Consider the following 24,417-nt stretch of genomic DNA (forward strand, 5'->3'; position numbering starts at 1 on the left):
AGGACTTGCCCGGCAACCAGCCGGGCGAGTGCCGCGAGAAAATAGCTGAACTGGCAGGAGTCGGCGTCGCGGTGTACCGCGTGAGAAACGCGTTCTCTCAAGCGGAGGCCACCGAGGCCGCCGCCGATATAGCGATCACGCCGCCCGCTGGTAGTACAGGTTTTGCGGATGGCGAGCCTGGGCAAAGAAGAACCAGCGCTCGGCAAGAAGGCCGACGTACTGAATCACGCACGCATCAAGGAGCAGCTTCGCGGACATCGGATGCAACGCTTGCGCGAGCAGTCCGAGGGGCATTAGAAATGCACTCGCGAGGAAGCCCCACTTTACCCAGCACATCGTTGCATCGGTCTGGCCGTGAAAGAACTCGCGCAGATTAAAGGCGCTTGCCGTAAAGCCGCGCGAAATCTGTGTGAGCTTCTCGGCCTTGATGCCCGTCGCGCTTTGCAGCGTCGAACGTGGATGCAAGCGCTCATTGCGCGCCAGTGAGGCGACACGGCTCACGCAACCCGCCACCGTCAGGACACAAGCCGCGACCGCCAAAGCCGGCACGATGTCAGGTGCCAGCCGTGCAGCACAGGCGGTGGCAATCGTAAGGCCCGATGCACAGCCGAGCAGTACGAAATTGACCAGCGTGAGCGGCGTCGCCCATTCCTGAAGGAAGCGCAGGCACTGATAGATCATGGCGGTGCACACGAAAAGGGCTACGCTCGCAAGAACTGCAATCGCACCGATCGTGATCGACCAGGGCGTGTCCAGCCAGTGCGCCAGACCGTACAGGAACGTGGCCGCGAGAAACACGGGCAGCGCCAGGCACTCGCGCGAAAGCCACGACGTGCGCCACATGGCGACTGCGCGCCACGCACGTTCCGGATGACCCAGATGGAAGAACGCAGCGACCAGCCCCAGAACGCCGAGCACGAGCGCAAGGCCGGTGCCGCAGACGTAGAACTGCTGCGGCACATGGAACAGCGCCGACGATTCCGGATGCATCCGCATGAACAGCTCGACGCCGAACAGCGCGATGAGCAGCCCCTGCCCGGCACCGGAAAGCGTGGTCAGAAAAACTACGGAAAATGCTGGTCTCATTCAAAACTCCTGCGTCGCTGCGGGCCGCACGCGCGCAAACACCGACTTCACTCGCGTAGCAAGCGCAGCCAGGTTCAGCTTGCCCGAGTCCATCTGTTTCCCGAGCGCCTTCTCGCGCGCCATCGCGGGTGTGCCGCGCTGAATCGCAAAGTCAACGAGGTTGATGGGCTCACCGTATTCGATCGCGTCAGCAGGTGAGCTCGCGGACTCCTCGCTCTTGCATCCGCACGAGCCGCTGCCGCAACTGCTTGCGGTCTTCTGACGGGGCAGGTAGTGGTTGGACGGCTTCGTCCCCCACTCCGGCATCAGCTGGTAGCCGCCGCGCGCCTCGATCGCCTTCGAGGCGTCAGACTCGGGATCGTGAATATCACCGAAGATGCGCGCGGAGGTCGGGCAAGCCAGCACGCATGCCGGCTTGCGATCGCGCTCGGGCAATGCCTCGTTGTAGATGCGGTCCGCGCACAGCGTGCACTTCGTCATCTCCTTGCGCTCCTCGTCGAGCTCGCGCGCGCCGTACGGGCAGGCCCACGAGCAGTACTTGCAGCCGATGCACTTGTCATAGTCGACCAGCACGAGCCCGTCTTCCTTGCGCTTGAAGCTCGCCCCGGTCGGGCACACCGGTACGCACGGCGGGTCTTCACAGTGAAGGCACGACTTCGGGAAGTGGATCGTGTCGGCATTCGGAAACTCGCCCGCTTCGTAGGTCTGCACCCGGTTGAAGAAGGTGCCGGACGGATCGGCGTCGTACGGACGCACATCCGAGAGGCTCCCCGCCTGCCCGGAGGTGTTCCACTCCTTGCAGCTCGTCACGCATGCGTGGCATCCCACACAGACGTTCAGGTCAATCACCAGCGCCATTTGCGTCATATCAGGGTCCTCCTTACTTTCGCTTCACCGAATTGCGCAGACGCTCCGCGAACTTGCCGCTGCCCGCGAAATACGCCTGAACCTTCGCCACCGGTCCAGTGGAACCCGGCAGCGGCTGCATCGGCTTGAACTGCGGCAGCGTGTGGTCGGCGTCCGCCTCGGCGGGATAGACGCGCACGCGCACGTCGTACCACGCGGCCTGTCCCGTGATCGGGTCGGAGTTCGAGAAGCGCCGCTCGCTGTCCCCGTCAGGCAGTTCTTCGGTGATCAGGTGGTTCAGCAGAAAACCCCGTTGCGACTCATTGGCATCGGGCCCGAGATTCCACGCGCCCGCCGCCTTGCCAATCGCATTCCATGTCCACACCGTGCCCGGCTCAACAGTCTCGCTGTAGCGCGCCATACACCGGACCTTCCCCCATTGGGACTCGGCGTAGATCCAGCCGCCGTCCTCGATACCGTTTTCCTGCGCCATGCGCGGATTCATGTAGAGATAGTTCTCGCCGTGGATCTGTCGCAGCCACGCGTTCTGCGAGTCCCACGAGTGGTACATCGCCATGGGGCGTTGCGTCACCGCGGCGAGCGGATAACGCTCAAGGTCGGTGGCGCCAAGCTCGAGCGGTGCGTACCAGAACGGCAGCGGATCGAAATAGTTTTCGACACGAGCGCGCAGGTGTTCGGGCGGCTGCCGCCCCGCCGTCCTGCCTTGCGCGGCAAGGCGGAATTTCTGCATCACATCCGAATAGAGCTGAATGATGATCGGCTCGCCGAACTTGCGGAACCCCTTTTCGACCGCGAACTTCATGTACGGCCCGTTGACGTTGCGCATGTACTGCATTTCTTCGGGCAGCGTGTAGTGGAAGACGCAGTTGTTCTTCGCGTACTCCTCCCACTGCCTGGGATTGGGCTCACCCACGAGCGCCTTGTCGCCATCCTTGCCACGCCAGCCGATCAGGAAGCCGACACCCGAATCCGGCGCGGTCTGGAAGTTGACGATGAAGTCCGGATAGTCCTTGAACTTGCGGTTGCCGTCGGCTGTTGTGAACGCAGGCAGCTTCAGCCGGCTCGCCAGTTCGACGAGCACCTCCTGGAACGGCCGACACTCTCCGGTTGGCGCAAGCACGGGCACACGCACGGAATCCACCGGACCGTCGAACTCCGAAATCGGCCGGTCAAGCATGGACATCGCGTCGTGCCGCTCGAGGTAGGTCGTGTCCGGCAGGATCAGATCGGCGAAGGCCGTCATCTCCGACTGGAACGCGTCACACACGACCAGGAACGGGATCTTGTACTGCCCGTCAGGCCTGCGGTCGACCAGCATCTTGCGGACCTCGCTGGTGTTCATCGACGAGTTCCAGGCCATGTTGGCCATGAAGATCAGCAGCGTGTCGATCGGGTACGGGTCGCCACGCCATGCGTTCGTGATGACGTTGTGCATCAGGCCATGCACGGCGAGCGGGTATTCCCACGAGAAGGCCTTGTCGATGCGAACCGGCTCGCCCGCCTCGTCGATGAAGAGGTCGCCGGGTGCAGCGGGCCAGCCGAGCGGCCCGGCAGGAAGCGGGGTATTCGGCTTGACGTCGTTCGGGCTGTTGGGCGGTTTCGCCGACGGCGGTACCGCGCGCGGATACGGTGACTTGTGGCGAAATCCACCCGGCCGGTCGATGGTGCCGAGCAACGACATCAGCACGGCCAGCGCGCGGATCGACTGGAAGCCGTTCGAGTGCGCGGCGAGCCCACGCATTGCATGGAACGCGACCGGATTGCCCGTCACGGTTTCGTGCTTCACGCCCCACGAATCGGTCCACGGAATGGGCAGCGTGATCTTGTGGTCGCGCGCGGTCTGCGCCATTTCGCGCGCAATGCGCCGGATCGTCTCTGCCGGGATACCGGTAATGCCCTCCGCCCACTCAGGCGTCGTGTACGCGACACGCTTGCGCAGCATCGAGAAGGACGGTGAGACCGGACTGCCGTCGGGCAACGCATAGTGCCCGTCAAGCGCCGGCTCTGCACCGGGGGCATGGTGGACGACCGCCTGCTGGGTATGAACATCCCACCACATATGGTTCTGCGGATACAGCGGGTTGACTTCGGGCGCCGACGGATCCTTGACGAACAGCCCAAAAGAATCACTGTCGGCCCGCATATCGAGCAACTCGCCGGCGTTGGTGTATCGCTTGACGAATTCATGGTCGAACGAGTCGGTCCTTATCATTTCGTGGATCAGCGCCATGAACAGCGCCCCATCCGTACCGGGACGAATCGGCACCCACTCGTCGGCAATTGCCGCATAGCCGGTGCGGATCGGATTAATCGCGATGAAGCGGCCGCCTGCGCGCTTGAACTTCGAGAGGGCGATCTTGAGCGGATTCGAGTGGTGGTCCTCGGCCGTTCCGATCATGATGAACAGTTTCGCGTGATCGAGGTCCGGGCCGCCGAACTCCCAGAACGAACCGCCGATCGTGTAGATCATGCCCGCAGCCATGTTCGCCGAGCAGAAGCCGCCGTGGGCCGCGTAGTTGGGCGTGCCGAATTGCTTCGCGAACAGGCCCGTGAGCGCCTGCATCTGGTCGCGTCCGGTAAAAAGGGCGAACTTCTTCGGGTCGGTCGCGCGCAGATGCGCAAGGCGCCTCTCGATCATGTCGAGCGCCACCTCCCACGAGACGGGCTCGAACTGCGCGGTGCCCCGCTCCGCGCCAGGCTTTCGCATCAGCGGTTGCGTCAGGCGCGCCGGTGAATACTGCTTCATGATCCCCGACGAACCCTTGGCGCAGATGACGCCCTGGTTCAACGGGTGTTCCGGGTTGCCGTCGATGTAGCGCACCTCCCCGTCGCGCATGTGGACGCGGATGCCACAGCGGCACGCACACATGTAACAGGTCGTGGTTTTGACATCGAGCTTTTCGTCTTGCTGGCGGGCGCCTTGCTCCATCCGAGCCTCCATTCGTTGGCGTGTCCGGACAAACGTTCAACGCGGTCCGGTCAACCCTGTATGGTAAACGCACGTGGTAGATATCACAACTTTGTAGTTGTGATATCTTCTATCGGATGCGCCGATAGTTCCACGTTGCATCGACGCACACGGCCGCTGTGCGCGGACCGGGAAAACCTCGGGTTGTACCTAGTTGCGCCATCAACTATTTCACCTAAAAATTCCATTTCTCTATCCTGGGGCCGGGTCTTTCGATCTGGCCGCGATCCGGGTTACGCCGGCTTCCTGCCGCCTTGGGCCAAATATGTCCGGCTCCACGCTTTTCAGACGCCCTTGGTCAAACGTCGACTCCGGCGATTGGACGCATCGCCGTCACCGTGGCCATCACCTCGGAAAACACGGACCTCGTCGCCGAAAACTGCTGCAGCCAAGCGTGATCAATCGAATCTGGGAAAGATCGATCACAACGAAGAGTCAATAATGGGTTTGATCCTGCTAATTGCCGGCGTACTGACAACCAGTGCTGCGGGCTACCACTACGTGGCCTATCCCGATCGCGATGTCGCGATCCAGGCGGCCTATTACCTCGGCCAGTCGGCCGGCATGGGAAACGAGGACTCTCAGGTCAAGTTCGATGAACGCTTCCATGGCGACAAGGACGCGCGTCTCGCATATGAGCACGGGATGAAGAGCGTCGAGCCCCCGAGCAAGGCTCGCGTCGACATCCAATAAAGCGGGGCGACTCGCCTGGGCTTTCTGCATAGACTTGTTCTATGCCCGAGCGGGCCTACCCCACCTCAGATGTTCGTTACTTCAATCGCTCGCCGCTTTTACCTCGATGAGCAGATCCTTCGCAGCTACGCGGTCACCCGGCAATACGTGCACCGCAACGATTTCGCAGTCACGTTCGGCCGCGATGTGCGTCTCCATCTTCATCGCCTCCAGGGCGACCAGCGTGCTACCGGCTGAGACGCGCTGCCCGGGTTGAACCGAGACGGTCACAATCGAACCCGGCATGGGCGCTGCGATATGCAGTGGATTGGCTGGATCGGCAACCGGCCGGCTCGTACGCGCCGGCCCCGCCAGCACGGTACTGCGCTGCTCGATGACGGCCGTGCGTGACTGTCCGTTCAATTCGAACTGGACCTTGACCATGCCCTCGTCGACATCGGCGTGCTGTCCCTGCAGCGACACGAGCAGTGTCTTGCCCGCGTCGATATCCACCGCGACTTCTTCCTGCGGCTGCAGGCCGTACAGGAACGCCGGCGTGGGCAACACGGAGGTGTCGCTGTACGCGCGCAGGTGTGCGTGGTAGTCGGCCGTCTGCTTCGGATACATCAGGTACGAAGCGAGCTGTCTGTCATCGAGCGGGTGTTCGCAGGCAGCCTCGCCTTGCGCGCGCGCCACGTCCAGATCGACTGGCGGAAGCTGATCGCCGGGCCGATATGGCGCGGGCGGATTGCCCCGCAAGACCTTACTCGACAACTCCGCCGGAAAGCCGTCGGGCGGGAAGCCGAGTTCCCCTTTGAACAGCGACACGACCGATTCGGGGAAAGCGATATCCTTCGCCGGATCGCACACGTCAGTCGCGCTCAGATCGTTGGCCACCATCATCAGTGCCATGTCGCCGACCACCTTCGAGGTCGGCGTCACCTTGACGATATCGCCGAAGATCCGGTTGACGTCCGCGTAGGCGCGCGACACCTCCGTCCAGCGATGTTCGATCCCGAGCGAACGAGCCTGTTCGCGCAGGTTCGTGTACTGCCCCCCCGGCATCTCGTGACGGTAAACGTCCGCCGTGCCGGCCCTGATCTCCGATTCGAACGGCGCGTAGTAGCGACGCACACCTTCCCAGTACATCGACGCTTCGTGCAACCGATCGAGACTGAGCCCGGGATCGCGCTCGCTGCCTGCCAGCGCAGCCGCAATGCTCGATAGGTTCGGTTGCGAAGTGAGGCCGCTCATCGCATCGAGCGCGCCGTCGACTGCATCGCAGCCGGCATTGATCGCGGCGAGTGCCGAAGCGGCCGAAATACCGCTGGTGTCGTGCGTATGGAAGTGAACAGGCAAACCGGTCTCTTCCTTGAGCGCCTTCACGAGCGTGGCGGCAGCCTGTGGACGGCAGATGCCCGCCATGTCCTTGATGCCGAGAATGTGCACGCCGGCGCGCTGGAGTTCCCGTGCGATGCCGACGTAATACTTCAGGTCATACTTCGAGCGGGACGAGTCGAACAGATCACCCGTGTAGCAGATCGCTCCTTCACACAGGGCCCCGCTCTCACCCACCGCATCGATGGCCACACGCATGTTGCGCACCCAGTTCAGCGAATCGAAGACCCGGAACAGGTCGACGCCGGCACTCGCTGCCTGGCGGACGAAGAAGCTCACGACATTGTCTGCGTAGTTCGTATAGCCTACTGCGTTCGAGCCGCGCAGCAGCATCTGGAAAAGGATGTTGGGCACCCGTTCACGCAACTGCGCGAGGCGTTCCCACGGGTCTTCCTTGAGGAAGCGCAGCGCGACGTCAAACGTCGCGCCGCCCCAGCACTCCATCGAGAAGAGCTGCGCAAGCTCGCGGGCATAGAACGGCGCGATCGGCAGCATGTCGCCGGTACGCATGCGCGTGGCGAACAGCGACTGGTGCGCATCGCGCATCGTCGTATCGGTCAGCAGTACCTGCTTCTGGTCCAGCATCCAGCGCGCGAACCTTTCGGCTCCAAGTTCGCGCAGGCGGTCTCGCGTACCCGCGGGCAATGGGCCTGCCGTGTCCACTGCGGGCATCACCGGCCTCGACAGCGGCAACGCAGGCAGTGCACGGCCGCTCATTTCCGGATGCCCGTTGACGCTCACCTCCCCGAGGTAACGCAGCAACTTGGTCGCACGGTCACGACGTTTCGTGAAGGCGAGCAGTTCGGGCGTCAGGTCGATGAAGCGCGTGTTGACATCGCCTCGTCCAAAGGCCGGATGATTGATGACGTTCTCGAGGAACTGCAGATTCGACGCGACACCGCGAATGCGGAATTCGCGCAGCGCGCGGTCCATCCGCCGGATCGATTCGGCGGCCGTCGGCGCCCACGTGGTGACCTTGACCAACAGCGAATCGTAGTACGGCGTGATCACCGCGCCACCATACGCAGTGCCGGCGTCCAGCCGCACGCCGAAGCCTGCCGCGCTGCGGTAAGCGGTCAGCCGCCCATAGTCGGGCAGAAAGCCATTGTCGGGGTCCTCGGTTGTGATCCGGCATTGAAGCGCATGCCCGTTCAGCGGAATCTCCGCCTGAACCGGTACTCCGGCGGCACGTTTGCTGATAGCACCATCGTGATCCAGCGTGTCTTCGGCGAGGCCGATCCTGCCGCCTTCGGAAACGCGAATCTGCGCCTTGACGATGTCGACTCCGGTGATCATCTCGGTGACCGTGTGCTCCACCTGGATGCGCGGGTTGACTTCGATGAAGTAGAACTTGCCCGAGTCCGCATCCATCAGGAACTCCACCGTGCCGGCATGCGTGTAGCCGACCGCCCGCATCAGGCTTAGCGCCGATTCGCACAGCCCGGCGCGGCCTGCCTGATCGAGATACGGCGCGGGTGCCCGCTCCACGACTTTCTGGTTACGCCGCTGCACCGTACAGTCGCGTTCGTAGAGATGCACGAGGTTACCGTGCGTGTCTCCGAGCACCTGCACCTCGACATGGCGTGCGTTGCGCACCAGCTTTTCCACATACACTTCGTCGTTGCCGAATGCAGCGAGCGCTTCCCTTCGGGCCGCGGCAAGCGCTGTCTCGAGATCCTGCTCGCTTTCCAGCACCCGCATGCCTCGCCCGCCACCGCCCCAGCTTGCCTTGAGCATCAGCGGGTAGCCCACTCCCGCCGCAAGACGTTTGCATTCGTCGAGATCGCGTGGCAAAGGGTCCGTCGCGGGCATCACCGGCACGCCGGCAGCGATCGCCGCGTTACGCGCCGCCACCTTGTTGCCGAGCACGCGCATGACTTCCGGGGAGGGGCCGCACCAGCGTATGCCGGCGTCGATCACAGCCTGCGCAAAATCGGGATTCTCCGAGAGGAAACCGTAACCCGGATGAATGGCGTCGACCTTCGCTTGCCTCGCTATCCGCAGGATGTCGTCAATATCGAGGTAGGCCGCGAGCGGCTTTTTGCCCTCACCCACCAGGTAGCTCTCATCAGCCTTGAAACGATGAAGGGCGAGTCGGTCTTCCTTCGAATAGATGGCCACCGTACGGATGTCCATCTCAGCGGCCGCTCGCATCACACGGATCGCGATCTCGGAGCGGTTGGCGATCAACAGGGATTTGATCGGAAGGTAGTTCATGATAGGCAGGGACTCGTATGGGGTCGCGACGCCTGGCGAACCAAGGCGTCGCAAACGGACAGCAGTTGCGCCAGCCGTCAGAGACGGCCGAAGGAAAAGCGCCTGAAGGCACTCATCGAAGGCTAGCCCCTGGACAGGACCGCGTTCGCCGGAAACCTCCATAGGCAAGTGGATTTCCGTCGCCCGGAAAAGGGCGGGCGACCGGGCAGTTCAAATGTTGTGAGATCTACGTTGGTCCCGACGCAGGGTCCGATCCAGCCAGGACAAACCGTAATTGCGCCCCGTTTCAGTCAAGACTGGCAAACGGCACGTGCGAATCCATCCAGTCGTAGTGACCGTGTGCCGTCGCCCACGCCCAGTTCGAGACGGGGTGAGAGGCAACCTTGCGACTCTCGTCATGCGAGCGGCCGTCTTGCATCCGCTCTTTCACATCATGCTCGGCGTGTAGCGGTTGTCTCCCGTTTGCTCCGTGGTTCATTCTGATCCTTACCCTCTGAAATTGATGGCATGCACGCCCGACCTGTCCATGAGGAAGGATCCGGTCGGCGCGCCCTCGAACGCTCGCCAACTGACCCGCGCGCGAATCCTCGCCATAGGAGCAAGGAACGGACCAAGCTGTCCTTCGGTTGAAATACCATTGATTTTTATCGACGTTTTCCAAAAACGGATCAACCTGCCGGTTTCAACATTGAATGATCAGGTTTCACTTGTGCACGCCGCATTGCTTCGAAAGACTTCCTTACTTCTGTCGCGCAACGACGACAATTGTGGCGAGAGAGATCCAATGGCTAGTTGCTTTATCAACTTTATGTAAGCCGGGGACGACGGATGGCGGGCGGTGCCGCGGCAAAGTACGGTCGCATTGCCCATCCAACCAACTGACCCGATTTCCGTCCGACATGCCAGTCAAACCTCGCGCCACATCGCCTTCGGGCGCGACGCGGCGCAACCGTTAGGGCTACGCTGATTAAGTCCTTTTCGCTCCCCGCAAAGCCTTGTCGCTACGTGCGCATTTGCGAAAATCAGGTACTTATTCAGCGTTGCCTTAGCGCATTTTTAGACGCTCTGCCTGACGAACGGTATGAATTGCTTCGTCTGTTCCTTTGCGCTTTTTCACGATCTCGTTGAGGTCGAAGGTAGTGGCCTTGCCGACCCTCGGAAGGCAATCGCTAACCCATGACTCTGCCGCGGCCCATCCCGCGTCCCGCAAGGCGCGAAAAAACTCGCTGCACGGCGTAATGCCGTTCAGTTAAGGTCTCTTTTAAGGACTCGAGCGGTATAACGAAACGGTCGGGATTTGACGGTTCGAGCGCAACTGCGCCCGGACCGTTTCTCATTGGGAAGTTGCCTGAGCCGCTCACGCAGGCGCTTGAGCAGCGCAGGCAGTTTGCCGTACGAGCGCGTCACGGCCGCCCATGTCATCTCGTACTGAATGGTGTGGAACGCGCGGATGAAGCTCACTTCATCGGGTGCATGTCCGGGCGCAAGTGCGGCTTTGGCCATCTCCAGACGTATCAGGTTATAGGCGATCAGCGCGCCCCAGAATTCCTGGTAGACGCCTTCCACGGTCTGACTGCGAAGGGTCAGCTCCATGCCCAGCATCGACTGCTTCAACTCGTGGTAGCGGGTCTCGATCTGCCAGCGACGCTCGTAGCACGACACAATGTCGGCAGCCTTGAAACGTCTTCGGTCAGTCAGGGACGTCGCTACCCTCTCCCGACGCAGATGCGATACATCCGCGAAGTTGTTGCGGGACGACCTAACCCATGACGCCGTTGACCTAAGTCGCGCCAACCACGGTGCCGGCAGGCCGAGAAAGCAAGGTGCGTGTCCGGCGGTTGAATGGTCGCTTAGCGGGCGCATGCCACTGCTATGTGTCCGGTTACCGGTCGGGGCGAATGACGCCTCTTGGCCGAACCCGGAAGTACGCGACTTCGCCAGTTCCCTCCTTATTCCACGCTGCTGTCGTCCGCCGTAGAGGCTTATCAGGCGAAGTTTACAGCTTCGCGTCCGCCTCGTGGCCGATGCCCCGACTCCCCCCAGGCCGCTGAACGACGCGGCGGATCCGTAGCCGGCGTCATCACGATCACACGCCGCACTTGGAAACGACTTCTACATGCTTGTGATGGAAGGCGCGCCCGGCACGCGTCCCTCCGAACTGTCGCTGGTTGAGCGGCCCCACGTGTGCCTCTCTATGCACGTCAAAGGCGCTATCCTCGATAGCTACAATGCGTAGCATGCCCGCTCTTCTGCTCATCACGTGGATTTCTGATCGATCTAAGCAAAGATATGGAGTGAGATGCGATGGCAAATCTGCTTGAATCGAATCCGGCTCCGGGCGCACCTGGCAATCCGCTGAACTGGAGCCGCGCGGACAAAGACGCCGTCGGCACGGCGTACTCGCTGTCGAGCCAGGTCTGGTACACGACAGCAGGCGGCATCCTCACGGAAATCTACTTCCCGGATGTCGACACCCCTCAGGTACGAGACTTCCAGCTGATCATTACCGACGGGTCGACCTTCTATCACGACGCGCAGAAGGACTTCGACCATCGATGCGAATGGCCGGAGCCGCCCGCCTTATCCTGCCGGCTCACATCCGAGGCGAAAGGGCAACCCTACACCGTCGTGCAGGACGTGATCGCCGAGAAGGGTTCGGCCTGCGTGCTGGTTCGCACGACCCTGCAGGGGGACCAGGATTTCCTTAAAAAACTGCACGTCTATGCCTTGTTGACACCTCACATGGCGGGATACGGCGCTGGCAACACCGCGCATCGCGTCAGCACCGCAAATGGCGATCGCCTGGTCGCGACGCGTGACCATTACTGGCTCGCGCTGGGCGCCGACTCCGGCTTCGGCACGACGAGTTGCGGCTTCGTCGGAGTGAACGATGGCTGGACCGACATCATCGCAAACAAGCGCTTGCCGGTCTGGAACTACGACGCAGCAAAGGACGGATACGTCGCCGTGACGGCAGAGATCAACCGCGCAGGGCAGAATCAATTCGTTCTGGCACTGGCGTTTTGCGTCGACGAACCGACGCCGATTACACAGAGCACGCCCAACAAGGCGCTGACCGCCGTATCCGAGGCGCTGGCCTACCCCTTCGACGGACCCGCCGACACATACAGCCACAAGCAAGCGTTCATCCAGGGCTGGAACGACGCTGTTCGCGACCCGTTCCAGCCCAAGGCGAACATTACGGGCGATGGCAATGCGCTTTTCAACATGAGCCGCAACGTGTTGCTCGCGCATGAGGACAAGACGGCCGACGGCGCACTGGTGGCTTCATTGAGCATCCCGTGGGGACAGACGATGCGGGACCTCGCTGCCGGCTACCACATGGTCTGGCCGCGTGACATGTGCCAAAGCGCACTCGCGCTGCTGGCCGCGGGCGCGCAGGATGCGCCCCTACGCGGGCTGATGTTTCTCGCTGCGTCGCAATTGGCGGATGGTAGCTTTCCGCAAAAGTTTTTCATTGACGGCGAGCCTTGGCGGGATAATGCCTCGCAGCTCGACGAATATTCCTTTCCAATCATTCTGGCCTATCACTTGAGCGAAGCCGGTCTGCTGCGTCAGTTCGATCCCACCGGCATGGTGCTGGCCGCAGCAGGCGCATTGATCAAGAACGGCCCCATGACTCAGCAGGAACGATGGGAAGAACTCGAAGGATACTCCCCTTCGACACTGGCATCGAACATCGCGGCGCTAGTCTGTGCGGCTACTAAATGGGCGGACGCCAGCACCGCCCAGTTCCTGCTCGAATACGCGGATTTTCTGGAATCGCATCTAGAGACATGGTGCGTCGCTGCGGAAGGCTCACCGGTTCCTGGCGTGACGCAGCACTACATTCGAATCTTGCCGACGCACGTCAATGGCGTCTTCAATTTTCCAGAAAATCCAGATACCGCCCAAGTAACCGTCTGGAAGAAAGACTACAACGCAAACACCATCGTGGACGCGGGTTTTCTCGAACTGGTGCGCTATGGCATTCGCGCCGCGAACGATCCGATCATCGTCAACTCGGTCAAGGTAGTCGATGCAGTAATCAGAAAAATTCTGCCGCAGGGGCCTGCCTTTTACCGATACAACCACGACGGTTATGGTCAAGGCAATCTCGGCGAGGACTGGTACGACGGCGCTACCTTCGGCGTTGGTCGCCCCTGGCCGCTGCTCACTGGCGAACGCGGTCATTACGAATTGGCCGCTGGTGGCGACTCCACATCCTACATCCGCGCTCTCGAGGCGTTCGCCGGAACGCGCGGCCTGCTTCCCGAGCAAGTGTGGGATCTGCCCGATCTGGCAGACCCGCCCTTCGTCACTGGCGGGCCGACTGGCTCTGCCATGCCGCTCGCGTGGGCCCACGCCGAATACATCAAGCTCGTTCGCTCCGCTTCGGACGGTCAGGTCTTTAACCACCTGAAAGTCGTCGCCGATCGTTATCAGTCTCAGCCCGGCCAGGCGCCGCGCGCTCGCAGCAATATCGAAATCTGGAACTTCAACCGCCCGCTGCCGTCGATTCCGGCCGCCACGACAATTCGGATCCCTTTGGCTGCGCCTTTCCGCCTGCGCTGGACGATCGACGACTGGGCCACGTCGGAGGACAGCGAAGCCACCGCAACGGCGCTCGGCATCTACTACGTCGATCTGGTCACGCAAGCAGCCCAGGCCGGTTCATCGCTTGCATTCACCTTCTTCTGGACCTCGAGTCAGACGTGGCAAGGGCAGAATTTTTCCGTCGCCCTCCAATCCTAAGCGATGCGTCGCCAACGGCAGACAATTGCTTCTGTCATGGAGAAACGCACGACTTCATCTGGCTTGCGATGGGCGCCGCGTCGCTCAGGGTCATGTTTTTCAGGTTCAAAGCTTTCCGCTTGCTCGCTTCACACGCTTTTGTCAGCGATACATCGCCTCGTACGGAGGATAGTGGAACACCCCGTGGGGCCCGGCGGGGAGGTTACGAAAGTGCGATCATTTTGCGGCTTCGAACAGGGCGACGAGATGCGCCTGCATCGATTCCCGGCATCCTGGGAAGCCGTCCATGAACTCCATGACGCTGGAGATCCGCACGTAGGTACGCGGGTCATCGAACTGTTTGATATTCCCTTTGACGAGCAGCAGGTCCCAAGAGGGCTCGGTGGTGTCGAGGGCCAGATAGAACGCGCCGATGTGGTCTCCGTCCAGGAGCACAGCGCTCATTCGCCGAGTAGGCTTTGCTGGACAAACTCCGCCGCGCATCCGGTCGCCCATAGTCCACCGAACGACTGACGCGTGGAACGGGTGAACGACGCGGTGACGCTCAGGCGCGCAATCAATTAGGCCAGCGCGGTCCAAATGCTCACGTTACCGGGAGGGGATTCAAAAATTCCCCGTCGGCTCAGCAATGGCCAATTGTGCGCGGTTATTCCTGATCGCAATGCACCTTGAAGTGCGTTAGCACGGCGGCCCCAAACGCATTGCTTATCGCAACATCGGCGGCGTCGCGACCGTATGCCATCAAAACGCGCCCGATGCGCGGTGCGTTGTTACGCGGATCGAAGGTTTGCCAGCTACCCCCTACGTAGGCCTCAAACCACGCCGCGAAATCCATCGGCGCTGCGACAGGGGGCAAACCGACATCGCTGATATAACCGGTGCAGTAGCGAGCCGGAATATTCATGGCGCGGCATAGCGTGATGCCCAGATGGGCGAAGTCCCGGCAGACGCCTCTTCGTTCGCGGTAAACGTCCGCTGCGGTTTTGGTCGGCCGCGCGTGCCGGTAATCAAATGCGATATGCCGGTGCACGAAGTCGCAGATTGCGAGAACAGTCTCGCGGCCCGGCGCGCACTGTCCAAAAACCTTCCACGCGACGTCGACCATCAAATCGGTTTCACAATAGCGGCTACCCAATAGGAAAACGAGCGTATCGTCGGGCAACTGCTCGACTGGATGGCCCCAACCGTCTTTCGGACGCGTTTCCATCGCATTTGGCACATTCAGAAGCGCGGTCGTGCTCAAGCCAACACGCCCGGCGGGCGCGACTATCCGCGTGCACAGGTTGCCGAACAAGTCGCGGTACTGCCTCGTCGCCACCGGCGGATCGGTAACGAGCAGATCTGCCTCGACAATATCCTTTGCATGCGAAAAGTGCGTGTTCAGCATCAGCATCATCGGCGTCGGTTGTGAGCACTCGTACGACAGTTCGTATCCGACGCGAAGCTTCATATATTTATCCTGTTCGTCTGATCCCGGAGGTTGGGGCTGGCAACTCAAAGGCGTGCGGCCCGAGACAGCCACAACAGATGATCCCACGACGCCGGGCGTCACGCTCGCATTCAAAAACAATCGCCGCTACCTGGCCTGAGCGGCCCTATGGTCTGTTGAAATGAAATGAACGCCGTCTCCCGGTGAGAGATTGGGCCTGACGCCAATGCTCTCAACGGCGACGACCGTCGTGCGTGCGACGTCGAACGCAGCTAGTGACCGTACTCGGCGGGACGAGTGAGTGTGTCGAGGCGGCGAAACAGGAATGGAATCAGCCAGTCGGGCCAAGCAGCAGGTCGATTGCGGCTTGACCGGCGACTTCCCCAACCAGGTAGGCCCATCGTTCAGTAAAAGGGCCGTTGCGCAGCGCGATCCGGCCCCCCCGCGCGCCGAGCACTTCGAGGTTGGTACCGCCTTTGATCTGGACAGTCACGTTGAACGTGTCCTCCGCAGCCGGAGTCAACTCGACGTGAATCTCGAAGCCACGATAGGTGATCATTCGTTGCATGAAAGGCTCCATGTCGTTATCGGAGACTAACACGCGAACGTTGCATGGTTCACACGGCTACAGGCGCTGATCCCGTACGAGGTCGGTAACCGGCGTCGTAATTCTGCTTGCAGAGGCGTTCGAGACGGCAATTGCCTATTGGTTGAACTGCTCCCCGAGTACTGATGGTCCTGACAGACGTGCCAAGCGTCGGGAAGGGACCGGGTGCCGCGAGATGCGTTCTTTCCGGCTGACACGAGATGGTCATACGCGGTGGCGCGCAGCCGTTAGCACTCAACGTAAGAGCGACCTGTGGTCCGCACCGGTCTCACGGTTCCGATCCTATAAATCCAGCCAATTCCTCGGGTTTTCCCAGGGGGAATGCTTCCTTAATGTGATCGAGAAAGGCGGAAACGCGAGGGCTTAGCAAGCGCCGCGAAGGATAAAGCGCCCATAGTGCGATGTCAGGGCCATCCAGATCACCCCAATGCGTAAACCTGCCGGCTGCGATGTCATGGCTCACAAGCGACAGCGGCAGGCTAGCGGCACCCACGCCGAGACGGACCGTATTGCGGACCATGATCAACGACGACAGGTAAGCAACCGGCTTGATCGATATGCGCGATTTTCCCTTCAGGCCTGTGACATCCCACGAAGCAATCCGATCATGCCCTCCGCGAAGGACAGCCGGAACACTCGACTCGTCCGCCGGTCGCGCCAAGCCCGGGTTAGCCACGACGACCAGCCGGTCGCGCAGGAACACCCGGCCGATCAGGCTCTCGTCAGGATCGGGGTTGACCCGAATCACCAGGTCGTACCCTTCCTCGACCATATCGACGGGGCGATCTTCCGTCGTCACTTCCAGTCGAATCTCCGGATATTTGAGCGCGAACGTGGCGACCAGCTTACCCATTGCGAGCTGAGAAAAGAGCGCCGGCGCGCTGATGCGCAATCGACCGCGCGGTTGTTCGCTACCGGATGTGATGGCAGCGGCGCTCTCGGTAAGCTCGGCAAGGAGCGCACCGGTCCGCTCGTAAAGGGCACGTCCTTCCTGCGTGAGTTTCAATCCGCGCGGGGTCTCCATCTGGTCAGAGCTTCTTGGCCGTGCGGTTGCCTACGGCGGGGACGATCCCGCCCAATTCGAGCAGAATCTGGTGAACTTCCTGCCAAAGTGGATGGCGTATGAAATGCGCCTGATGGCCGAGCGCTACGTCAGCGACGGCATGGTGCCGGAGGTCGGCGATGTCGAGCGACTCGTCAGCATTCTGGGCCGCCCGCTGCACTCGTACCGCGACTTCGCCACCGGGCTCGCTGGCTGAGCTTCGAACCCCCGTCCTTGGCTGAGCAATATTAGACGAGGATTGGAACGGCATCGGAACGGGGTGTCCTGGAGGCGGACGTCAGTGTCCCACGGGTGCGAATGAGCTACTGCGCCCGATATTCGGGCGAGCTAAGTACGAGCCCTGATCGCGTCGGGTTCCTTCGGCACCTCGTCGCCTGGCCGGAAATCGGCGGCTTTCATGTTCTCGTGCAGATGGACAACGGACGACGTGCCCGGAATCTGCACGATGTGCGGGGATCGATGTAGCAGCTACGTGAGCGCGACGTACATCGGCGTCGCATTCGATCGTCTATTCCTGGCCCGTCACTGCCTCACGCGATCGGCATATGTCGTTAAGGTTTATTCGACGCCTGCCGACATGACGCCGCTTCGCGACACGTTGCAAACGTTCTGCCGGCCAGCTACCGACCTTTCGGTTGCGGCTTCAGACAGGTGGACATTAACTACTCGCAATCCGGTTCCTTGTCATTCTGCGCACTTATCAGCGCGACGGAGAATGCGAGCGCCTCAAGGGCGGTCAATTACGCTTTGCTCGATCTGGCGCCGACGTTCCATTTGGCGCGATCTGGGCATCGACGCAGAACGAGATGAAGGCCTGCACCTTTGCTGCCAGGTGCCTTCGCGACGGGTAGAGCGCATAAAGAGGGAAACGTTCATCCGGCCAGTCCGGAAACAGATCGACAAGGTCTCGCTGTGCAAGCAGAATTTCCGTCCCGATCGACATGACCTGGGCGATTCCTGCGCCCGCTACGCAAGCGTTGAGCATCGTGCCAACATCCGACACAAGCAGCCGACCGGAAACCGGAATGCTGACGACTTCCTTGCCTCGATGGAACTCCCATTCGAAAGGGCGCCCCAATAATGGATTGTAGAAAAGTATGCGTTCGCAATTGACGACGTCGCCCGGACATTCTGGCCTGTGCTGGCGCTTGGCAACACCTCGGCGTTCACCCTAGCCCTACTTTCATTGGGGAGGACCGTCCTGTCAATCCTGATCTATCATCAGGGCTGTCCGCCGGCGAGCGGACCGCTCCCCTGACTTCGCTCGAACTTCATGCCTGTCTGCTGCACATCGTGGGGCCGGGAACCTTGTTCATGCGCTTCCCAGACTTCGCGAGTACCGCGTCCGACGAGCACATGGTTTGCCGTGTCCCTTGACCGAGAGGGCGAGTCAGCGCTTCGACCTGCCGTTCAAAGGGGAAAAACCGAATGAAGAATCTCCTTGCGAACGATGGCTGGCGGGGGATGCACGCAACCAGAACGACCAACGGGATCGTTCAATCGCGCTCCGTTGCCGCGATCCTGTTCGCCGGCGCTATCAGCATAGCGATCGCGACCTGGGTATGCTTTCGCTTGGGAGCCGGCGTCGCGGTAGTTGGGTTCGTCTACCTGATCGAGGTCTTGCTGGTGTCACTGATGGGCAGCCTCGTTTCATCGGTAGCTATCTCGGTGATCGCTGTTGGTTGCCTCAACTTTTTCTTTACACAGCCACTATTTGCCTTCCGGGTAGATGCCCGGCAGGACATCGTAGTGTTGACCGCCTTTTTTGTGACATCGTTCGTCGTCACCTTTCTCGTGCATAGGACTCGCCAACTGGCAGCGGTCCATCGTGAGCAGGCACAGCTTCTCGACCTTACCCACGACAGCGTGGTAGCTCGCGATATGGACGATGTAATTACCTACTGGAACAGCGGCGCGGAAGCGCTTTATGGGTGGAAGAAACACGAGGCGCTCGGCCACGTTGCCGACCGTCTGCTTCACACGCGTTTTCCTGCAGCACTCGAGGACATCAAAAAAACTTTGATTGAAACGGGCCGTTGGGAAGGCGAGATCGTCAATACCCGGCGCGACGGGTCGGAAGCCGCAGTGGCCAGCCGTTGGGCCCTGGTGCGAGACGAACAGGGGCGACCGATCGCGACCCTCGAAACGGGCACCGACATCACCGAGCGCAAGCGGGTCGAAGAGGCGCTGCAACAGGTGTCTCGTTTGACGTCGATCGGCGAATTGGGCGCGTCGGTGGCCCACGAAATCGCCCAGCCTCTCGCAGCGGTCGCCACCCATGGTGCCGCGTGCCTGCGATGGATTGACCGGGACGTACCCGACCTTGAAAAAGTGCGAGCCTCCGTGCAACGCATACTTACTGATGTACAACGCGCGTCCGAGATCGTCAGGCGCGTCCGCATGCTCGCAAAGCGGATCGCCCCTGAGATGACGCGACTGGAAATCAACGAGCTGATCAGTGACGTCACGGTACTGCTCCAGCGCGAGGTCTTGAAGCACAATGTAGCACTGCGCGCGACGCTTGCTTCGAAACTGCCGGCGGTGCTTGGCGATCGGATCCAACTGGCACAAGTCATCACGAATCTGATTACAAACGGTATCCAGGCAATGAGCACGATCGAAGACCGGCCGCGCGAACTGACGATCAAGTCGTGGCGCAGCGACGACGGCTATGTGATCGTCTCGGTGCAAGATTCCGGGACAGGAATTGACCTGCAGCACGCCGATCGGCTATTCGAACCGTTCTTCACTACGAAGCCCGAAGGTATGGGTGTGGGGCTTTCTATTTGCCGTTCGATTATCGATGCCCATGGTGGGCGGGTTTGGGCAGAGAACAATGCCGGATACGGCGCGACTTTTCAGTTCACTATTCCCGTGATCGGCGATAGCGGATCGGGGGAATAAAGCGACCTGCTGCCGCCGCACGCTGCCCGATCGGCAACCGACCGCTATGGCCGATGATGGGTCCAACAAAATGTTGGACGAAACGTCCCTTAACTGAGCGAAGCGGATCTTCGAATGTCCGCCCGGATCGCTGAGCGAACGACATTTGATGGGCCGAAAACCGCCCCAAAAGAAATATCGGCAAGTCAACCCTTCTTTCGTCGTTCGATTTCTTGTTTCACACGTTCGATTTCAAGCCGTTTAGCTTCCTTTGTTCCCCATCGTGGCGCTCTGTTCTGGGTGGCTTCGGCGGCTGCACGAATGCGTGCTTTGGCAGCAAGTTGATTGGCTCTGCGTTCGTCCAGCTCCCTCATTTTGGCCGCTTGCCGTTCGGCGAAGCGTTCAGCCGCGATGGGTGTGGTTCGTTCAGGTAGTCCAGCAAGGACCACAAGCTTGTCGATATTGTCCCAGGTGCTGATCCAGCCGTCGTTGTAGGCAAACTCGCTAATCAACGGGAGGTTGAGTGCCGTGTAGATCGGGACCCACTTTTCTTCTTCGCCCTGGCGGCGACGCACAGCGAGTTTGGGATTGAACTGGTGCCGCCCGGTGGATACGCGCAGGAACAGGGATCTATTGTAGGCATAGTCTCTGTCGATTTCGTTCCTCGCCAGCACGCCAGAAAGATGCTGGCGCTTGTTGCGCTCAGGCCGCGCGATGTTAGCGGGTAAGTGTTGCCAGGCATCGAGGATGATTTGGGTCTGGAACGCGCTGTCTGTATTGCCTCGTATCTTGCTGAATCGTGCCTTGAACAATACCCACAGGGTCTGGAACAGAAAGTATTCAGACAGATGCCGGTCGATGCGGACCAAGCGATCGCCCGCTCTGACATCAATGCAGGGCGGAGCCAGGCATTCATAGATTGCCGCCAGCGGGCCAGCAGCAAACTTTGCATCGCCAAATGCCTGACGCAAAGCCCAGTGCAGGGCATTGTGACCATAGTGATCGACGGCATCGCGGTCGGCACCGCGCTCCAGCAGGGCTTCCACCAGCGCCACATTTCCTGCAGCAGCCGCGGCCATCAGCGGCGTCTGGTTCATTGGCAGACGATGATCGACGCCATGCTGGTCACACTGCCTGAGGATGTCCTTGAAGCGGTTGGCGAAGAAAGGGACGTAGCTCTTGCGGGCGAACACCGCGCGCTGCTGATCAAAGGTTCGTGCCTGCTCGAATTTCGCCTCAACTGCCAGCCACTCGGCGAGCTGCGGTTCATCGAAGCAGGTGGCATAGTCAAAGAGTTGCTGCTTGCCCTTGTTGCCCGGAGACTGCTCGCGGAAGACCTTGATCAGCAGTTCCCTGACCTTGGCCTCATCGAACACCGGCCACGGCACCGGGACCTGCTTCAAGATGGTGCGGCGGATGGCCTCCGCCTGCTCCTGCTTGCCCTGCAGTTCAAGTTTGCGTGCTTCCTTCTGCCAGTCTTCGAGCGTGGATTGCCTGGCCTCGATCCTGGTCTGGCCGACGATCAGATCCAGCAACCCGAACAGATCATGCCCTGTGTCCGACTCGATCATGTAGATGTTCTTGATGGCGCGCGTCAGCGCTACATACAGGGCATTGACGAAGAATTTATAGACTTCGAGCGACTTGTCACTCTTGTCTTTAGCGCGTTTGTAATCCAGTGTCTCGACCGCCAGATCGGTCTTGGCGATGCCCTCGACAATGTCGTTGAACTCGCCCCGGTGATCCGAGATGAAACGGTAGAGCACGATGTTCTCGTATTCGAGACCCTTGGCTTCGTGGATCGAGAACAACAGCGGCGTGGCAAAGTGCTTGCGGGCGTCGGCCTTGTCCTCATCGCGCATTACCAGGACGGCGAACTGGGCGGATTGGCGAATCTTCTGGTCCAGTTCGCGCTTGGTGGCGTCCTTGTCGGGTATCAGCGTAACCTGGCCGGTCTCGCCGCCGACGGCCTGGACCAGGAAGTTGCTCTCCCGGTCGATGGAGCCGAAGCGCCGCTGCTTGATCTTGAGCAACTGATTGGCGACGCGAGTGGCCTCCAGGCCGTTGCGAAAGTTGGCCATTAGCACGCGTAATTCCTGCCGCTCGGCCAGTTTCGGGTCTTTCCAGAACAGGCTCTTGACTTGGCTCCAGGAAAAAAAATTGGGATGGACAATCTGGTTGGAATCCCCGCAGAGCATGAAATGGCCAGGCTTCTTGATGGTTTTCAGCACGAGCGCGAGTTGCACGGTGGTGATGTCCTGCACCTCGTCAATAACCACGAAGTCGTAGCGCGGCGCAGCCAGCGCTTGCCAGTCCTGGGCGACCAGATTCAGGTCGTAGAGCTTTGCCTCGACCAGCCAGGCGCGATACTTCTCAAACAGATTGTAGAGTTGGTCGCGCCGTTCTACGGGAAAGATCGATTGACGCACCCCCAGTGCTTGATACTCGTCGCGCGAAAGGACACCGCCCGACCCGGCGGCAATCACGCCGCGAATCTCCTCGAAAGCCTGGTGGGCATCGACATCCTTGAAGTTCTGCCGTATACGCGAGTACCAGCTTGCAAAGTCGCGCCAGCTAGCCTCGCGTCCTGCCGGAACGCGGATCGACTCGACAAACTCCCGGTAGGACAGAAATACGGCATCCTGAGCGCCATGCTCGAAACCGTTGGCGTAATAAAGGTCGCGGGCGCTCTGCGCCAGGAAGGCGGAGTGAGTGACGTAGAGGACCTCACCTTCGGCATGCTTGAGCTTTTCAAGCGTCAGTGCGGTCTTGCCGCTGCCAGCGCTGCCGACGACAACCAAGGGAGGTGGCTGTCGGTAAATGGTCTCCTGCGTGTCATCAAACGAGATCGGTTTGTCGAGCAGGTGAATGCCGGTACGCTCGGGATGAAGGTAGCGTAGAGCTTGCGCCTCCCTGATGGCGTCATCAGCGCTGATGTCTGGAATTTTGCTCTCGTCAATCGCCGCGCCGCGCAGGAAACGTGACTTATCGTAGGCGTGATTGGCGATCACTTCCAGCATCAGTGCGCAGACTTCATCCCCGTGGCGCACCAGCGAGAACAACAGCCGGTCGGCGTCATCCAGCTTCGCCCGGTAGAACTTGCCGTGGCTCAGATTGGCGAGCTTCTTGACTTGGGCAGCCCGGAAGTCGTGGCGGGCGATGGCCGCGGACACCTTGTCGTAGCTGGCCTTGACGCGTGAAGTGTCGAGGCCTGTGTATTCGAGAATCTTCATGAGGCGATGAGGACAAGTGCACGAACAAGAATTCTCTCATGGCCGCCTGGCCTGCCAACCTCTATAGCAAGCTTTCCGGTCATTCCTGAACGGCAGTTATCCGACCTGGACCGGACGCCCTACGACAGGGTATTTCCTCATGCTGAATGACTGGTTCGGGCCGTCTACTGCCCGATACGCTTTGGCTCATGTCGACCCGCAAGGGCCGGTCGCCTTTCTCCATAACGGTCGTCCAAGCTATGTGCGGAACTGTTTAGCTGGTACGCGACCAGCTTTCAGATATCGCAACGACCTGGCAACAAATTCGCATTCGCCCATGGACTTGCCTGGCGCCAGGCGCAGTGGCGTCACAGGAAGGAGCAAGGCGGACGCATCTCGCTGAGCCATCCCTGGAATGCACCAAGCTTCCCGCCGCACGACCGCTCAGACAGGCGTGTAGATCGCCAACTTTAGTGCAGGGTCATCGTTCGCCTGAAACGTCGTGTATTCGTAGCGCTGCGTGCCTCGCTGCGGGTGCGCGAGCACTTTCTGGCCGGCCACACTGCTGCGGATGTCATGCGCGTCCCACCACCGCGCGAACTCCCGGCTACGGGAACGCACGCGCTCGACCAGTTCGATAAACGCCGGATCGTCGGCATGGAGATCGTGGGTCGCGCGAAAGAGCGCAATCATTCGACGGGCTTCATCGGACCAGGTGGCCCCGAAGAGCCGCCGCGATTCCGGCTCGATAAACATGAAGACCAGGATGTTGCGGTCCGCTTCGGCGAAACGGTCGAAACCCAGGAGGTCCGCAGCGGCGGTGTTCCACGTCAGGATGTCCCAGCGCCTGCCGGTTACGTACGCCGGCACATCAAGGCGCGCGACCAGACGTTCGATCGCCGGAGGGACGCTCTCGCGCGTGAACGCGACCCGATCGCCGTTGCCCGCGAGCGCCCGCAAATGTGCTGTTTCGACCTTGCCGAGGCGCAGGGCGCGAGCGAGCGCGTCGAGGGTGGTATCGGACGGCCTGACGGTTCGGCCCTGCTCGAGCCGTACATACCAGTCCACGCCGATGCCCGCCAGTTCCGCCACTTCCTCCCGTCGCAGGCCCGGTGTGCGGCGGCGCCGATCGTCGTTGAGTCCGACCGCGTCCGGACTCAGTTTTTCCCTGCGTGAGCGCAGGAAATCGCCAAATTCGTTTCGACTCGATGTCGTCATGATTGTCGTTTCCGCCTTGGGAGGCACGCTGAAGTCCTAGGA

General features: G+C 60.8%; 13 protein-coding genes and 3 pseudogenes. 4 read left to right on the forward strand and 12 right to left on the reverse strand.

Annotation, left to right across the window (positions count from 1 at the left end):
- Positions 1-135: 135 nt before the first annotated feature.
- The 3 genes from OKW29_RS03120 to OKW29_RS03130 are packed head-to-tail and all read right to left on the reverse strand — an operon-like array spanning position 136 to position 4,882.
- On the reverse strand, positions 136-1,086 hold the full coding sequence (locus tag OKW29_RS03120; protein WP_429289946.1) for a dimethyl sulfoxide reductase anchor subunit family protein: 951 nt from the start codon (positions 1,084-1,086) through the stop codon (positions 136-138).
- Positions 1,087-1,953 (reverse strand): 4Fe-4S dicluster domain-containing protein, encoded by an 867-nt coding sequence (locus tag OKW29_RS03125; protein WP_090811441.1) that lies wholly within the window; start codon positions 1,951-1,953, stop codon positions 1,087-1,089. It lies immediately after the preceding gene.
- Positions 1,954-1,966: 13 nt separating this feature from the next.
- Positions 1,967-4,882 (reverse strand): molybdopterin oxidoreductase family protein, encoded by a 2,916-nt coding sequence (locus OKW29_RS03130; RefSeq protein WP_429289947.1) that lies wholly within the window; start codon positions 4,880-4,882, stop codon positions 1,967-1,969.
- A 480-nt stretch (positions 4,883-5,362) separates the two neighbouring features.
- Between OKW29_RS03130 and OKW29_RS03135 the strand changes: the two genes are divergently transcribed.
- Positions 5,363-5,614: a hypothetical protein gene (locus OKW29_RS03135; RefSeq protein WP_429289948.1), complete on the forward strand. Its 252-nt coding sequence runs from the start codon at positions 5,363-5,365 to the stop codon at positions 5,612-5,614.
- Between the two features lie 81 nt (positions 5,615-5,695).
- Here the strand turns inward: OKW29_RS03135 and OKW29_RS03140 are convergent, their stop codons facing one another.
- Together OKW29_RS03140 and OKW29_RS03145 are read right to left on the reverse strand one after the other, a co-directional pair.
- Entirely contained in the window at positions 5,696-9,208 is a 3,513-nt protein-coding gene (locus OKW29_RS03140) for a pyruvate carboxylase (protein ID WP_429289949.1), read from the reverse strand.
- 1,245 nt (positions 9,209-10,453) lie between these two features.
- The gene (locus OKW29_RS03145; RefSeq protein ID WP_429289950.1) at positions 10,454-11,071 is read right to left on the reverse strand and encodes a transposase; all 618 of its coding nucleotides are present in this window, start codon (positions 11,069-11,071) and stop codon (positions 10,454-10,456) included.
- Positions 11,072-11,512: 441 nt separating this feature from the next.
- Between OKW29_RS03145 and OKW29_RS03150 the strand changes: the two genes are divergently transcribed.
- Entirely contained in the window at positions 11,513-13,963 is a 2,451-nt protein-coding gene (locus OKW29_RS03150; protein WP_429289951.1) for a glycoside hydrolase family 15 protein, read from the forward strand.
- A gap of 216 nt (positions 13,964-14,179) precedes the next feature.
- Here the strand turns inward: OKW29_RS03150 and OKW29_RS03155 are convergent, their stop codons facing one another.
- The 4 genes and pseudogenes from OKW29_RS03155 to OKW29_RS03170 form a co-directional block, all read right to left on the reverse strand.
- Complete coding sequence (locus OKW29_RS03155; RefSeq protein WP_429289952.1) at positions 14,180-14,407, reverse strand: hypothetical protein; 228 nt, start codon at positions 14,405-14,407, stop codon at positions 14,180-14,182.
- A 202-nt stretch (positions 14,408-14,609) separates the two neighbouring features.
- Positions 14,610-15,413, reverse strand: coding sequence for a transglutaminase-like domain-containing protein (locus OKW29_RS03160; protein ID WP_429289953.1), 804 nt, complete (start codon positions 15,411-15,413; stop codon positions 14,610-14,612).
- A 310-nt stretch (positions 15,414-15,723) separates the two neighbouring features.
- Positions 15,724-15,960: a hypothetical protein gene (locus tag OKW29_RS03165; protein WP_184072245.1), complete on the reverse strand. Its 237-nt coding sequence runs from the start codon at positions 15,958-15,960 to the stop codon at positions 15,724-15,726.
- Between the two features lie 307 nt (positions 15,961-16,267).
- A pseudogene (locus OKW29_RS03170) lies at positions 16,268-17,011 on the reverse strand (substrate binding domain-containing protein); the annotation flags it as partial.
- Between OKW29_RS03170 and OKW29_RS03175 the strand changes: the two are divergent.
- Positions 17,007-17,258: pseudogene (locus OKW29_RS03175) on the forward strand (NmrA/HSCARG family protein); the annotation flags it as partial. The pseudogenes OKW29_RS03170 and OKW29_RS03175 sit on opposite strands and share 5 nt — an antisense overlap.
- 540 nt (positions 17,259-17,798) lie before the next feature.
- On the opposite strand, the pseudogene OKW29_RS03180 reads toward OKW29_RS03175, so the two are convergent.
- A pseudogene (locus tag OKW29_RS03180) lies at positions 17,799-18,200 on the reverse strand (LysR substrate-binding domain-containing protein); the annotation flags it as partial.
- 290 nt (positions 18,201-18,490) lie between these two features.
- Between OKW29_RS03180 and OKW29_RS03185 the strand changes: the two are divergent.
- Positions 18,491-19,966 (forward strand): ATP-binding protein, encoded by a 1,476-nt coding sequence (locus OKW29_RS03185; protein WP_429289954.1) that lies wholly within the window; start codon positions 18,491-18,493, stop codon positions 19,964-19,966.
- A 185-nt stretch (positions 19,967-20,151) separates the two neighbouring features.
- Here OKW29_RS03185 and OKW29_RS03190 read toward each other — a convergent pair whose 3' ends face one another.
- Both OKW29_RS03190 and OKW29_RS03195 read right to left on the reverse strand, forming a co-directional pair.
- Positions 20,152-23,178 carry an ankyrin repeat domain-containing protein gene (locus OKW29_RS03190; RefSeq protein WP_429289955.1) on the reverse strand — a complete coding sequence of 1,009 codons (3,027 nt, stop codon included), beginning with the start codon at positions 23,176-23,178 and terminating at the stop codon, positions 20,152-20,154.
- Between the two features lie 423 nt (positions 23,179-23,601).
- Positions 23,602-24,375 carry a helix-turn-helix transcriptional regulator gene (locus OKW29_RS03195; protein ID WP_429290722.1) on the reverse strand — a complete coding sequence of 258 codons (774 nt, stop codon included), beginning with the start codon at positions 24,373-24,375 and terminating at the stop codon, positions 23,602-23,604.
- Between the last annotated feature and the right edge of the window lie 42 nt (positions 24,376-24,417).

Source organism: Paraburkholderia sp. CI3 (assembly GCF_050436505.1).
GTDB classification, from domain to species: domain Bacteria; phylum Pseudomonadota; class Gammaproteobacteria; order Burkholderiales; family Burkholderiaceae; genus Paraburkholderia; species Paraburkholderia tuberum.

Excerpts from the sequence above, each read along its gene's own strand:
- OKW29_RS03120 (WP_429289946.1), bottom strand. The coding sequence starts at position 1,086 with ATGAGACCAGCATTTTCCGTAGTTTTTCTGACCACGCTTTCCGGTGCC.
- OKW29_RS03125 (WP_090811441.1), bottom strand. The coding sequence starts at position 1,953 with ATGACGCAAATGGCGCTGGTGATTGACCTGAACGTCTGTGTGGGATGC.
- OKW29_RS03130 (WP_429289947.1), bottom strand. The coding sequence starts at position 4,882 with ATGGAGCAAGGCGCCCGCCAGCAAGACGAAAAGCTCGATGTCAAAACC.
- OKW29_RS03135 (WP_429289948.1), top strand. The coding sequence starts at position 5,363 with ATGGGTTTGATCCTGCTAATTGCCGGCGTACTGACAACCAGTGCTGCG.
- OKW29_RS03140 (WP_429289949.1), bottom strand. The coding sequence starts at position 9,208 with ATGAACTACCTTCCGATCAAATCCCTGTTGATCGCCAACCGCTCCGAG.
- OKW29_RS03145 (WP_429289950.1), bottom strand. The coding sequence starts at position 11,071 with ATGCGCCCGCTAAGCGACCATTCAACCGCCGGACACGCACCTTGCTTT.
- OKW29_RS03150 (WP_429289951.1), top strand. The coding sequence starts at position 11,513 with ATGGCAAATCTGCTTGAATCGAATCCGGCTCCGGGCGCACCTGGCAAT.
- OKW29_RS03155 (WP_429289952.1), bottom strand. The coding sequence starts at position 14,407 with ATGAGCGCTGTGCTCCTGGACGGAGACCACATCGGCGCGTTCTATCTG.
- OKW29_RS03160 (WP_429289953.1), bottom strand. The coding sequence starts at position 15,413 with ATGAAGCTTCGCGTCGGATACGAACTGTCGTACGAGTGCTCACAACCG.
- OKW29_RS03165 (WP_184072245.1), bottom strand. The coding sequence starts at position 15,960 with ATGCAACGAATGATCACCTATCGTGGCTTCGAGATTCACGTCGAGTTG.
- OKW29_RS03185 (WP_429289954.1), top strand. The coding sequence starts at position 18,491 with ATGAAGAATCTCCTTGCGAACGATGGCTGGCGGGGGATGCACGCAACC.
- OKW29_RS03190 (WP_429289955.1), bottom strand. The coding sequence starts at position 23,178 with ATGAAGATTCTCGAATACACAGGCCTCGACACTTCACGCGTCAAGGCC.
- OKW29_RS03195 (WP_429290722.1), bottom strand. The coding sequence starts at position 24,375 with ATGACGACATCGAGTCGAAACGAATTTGGCGATTTCCTGCGCTCACGC.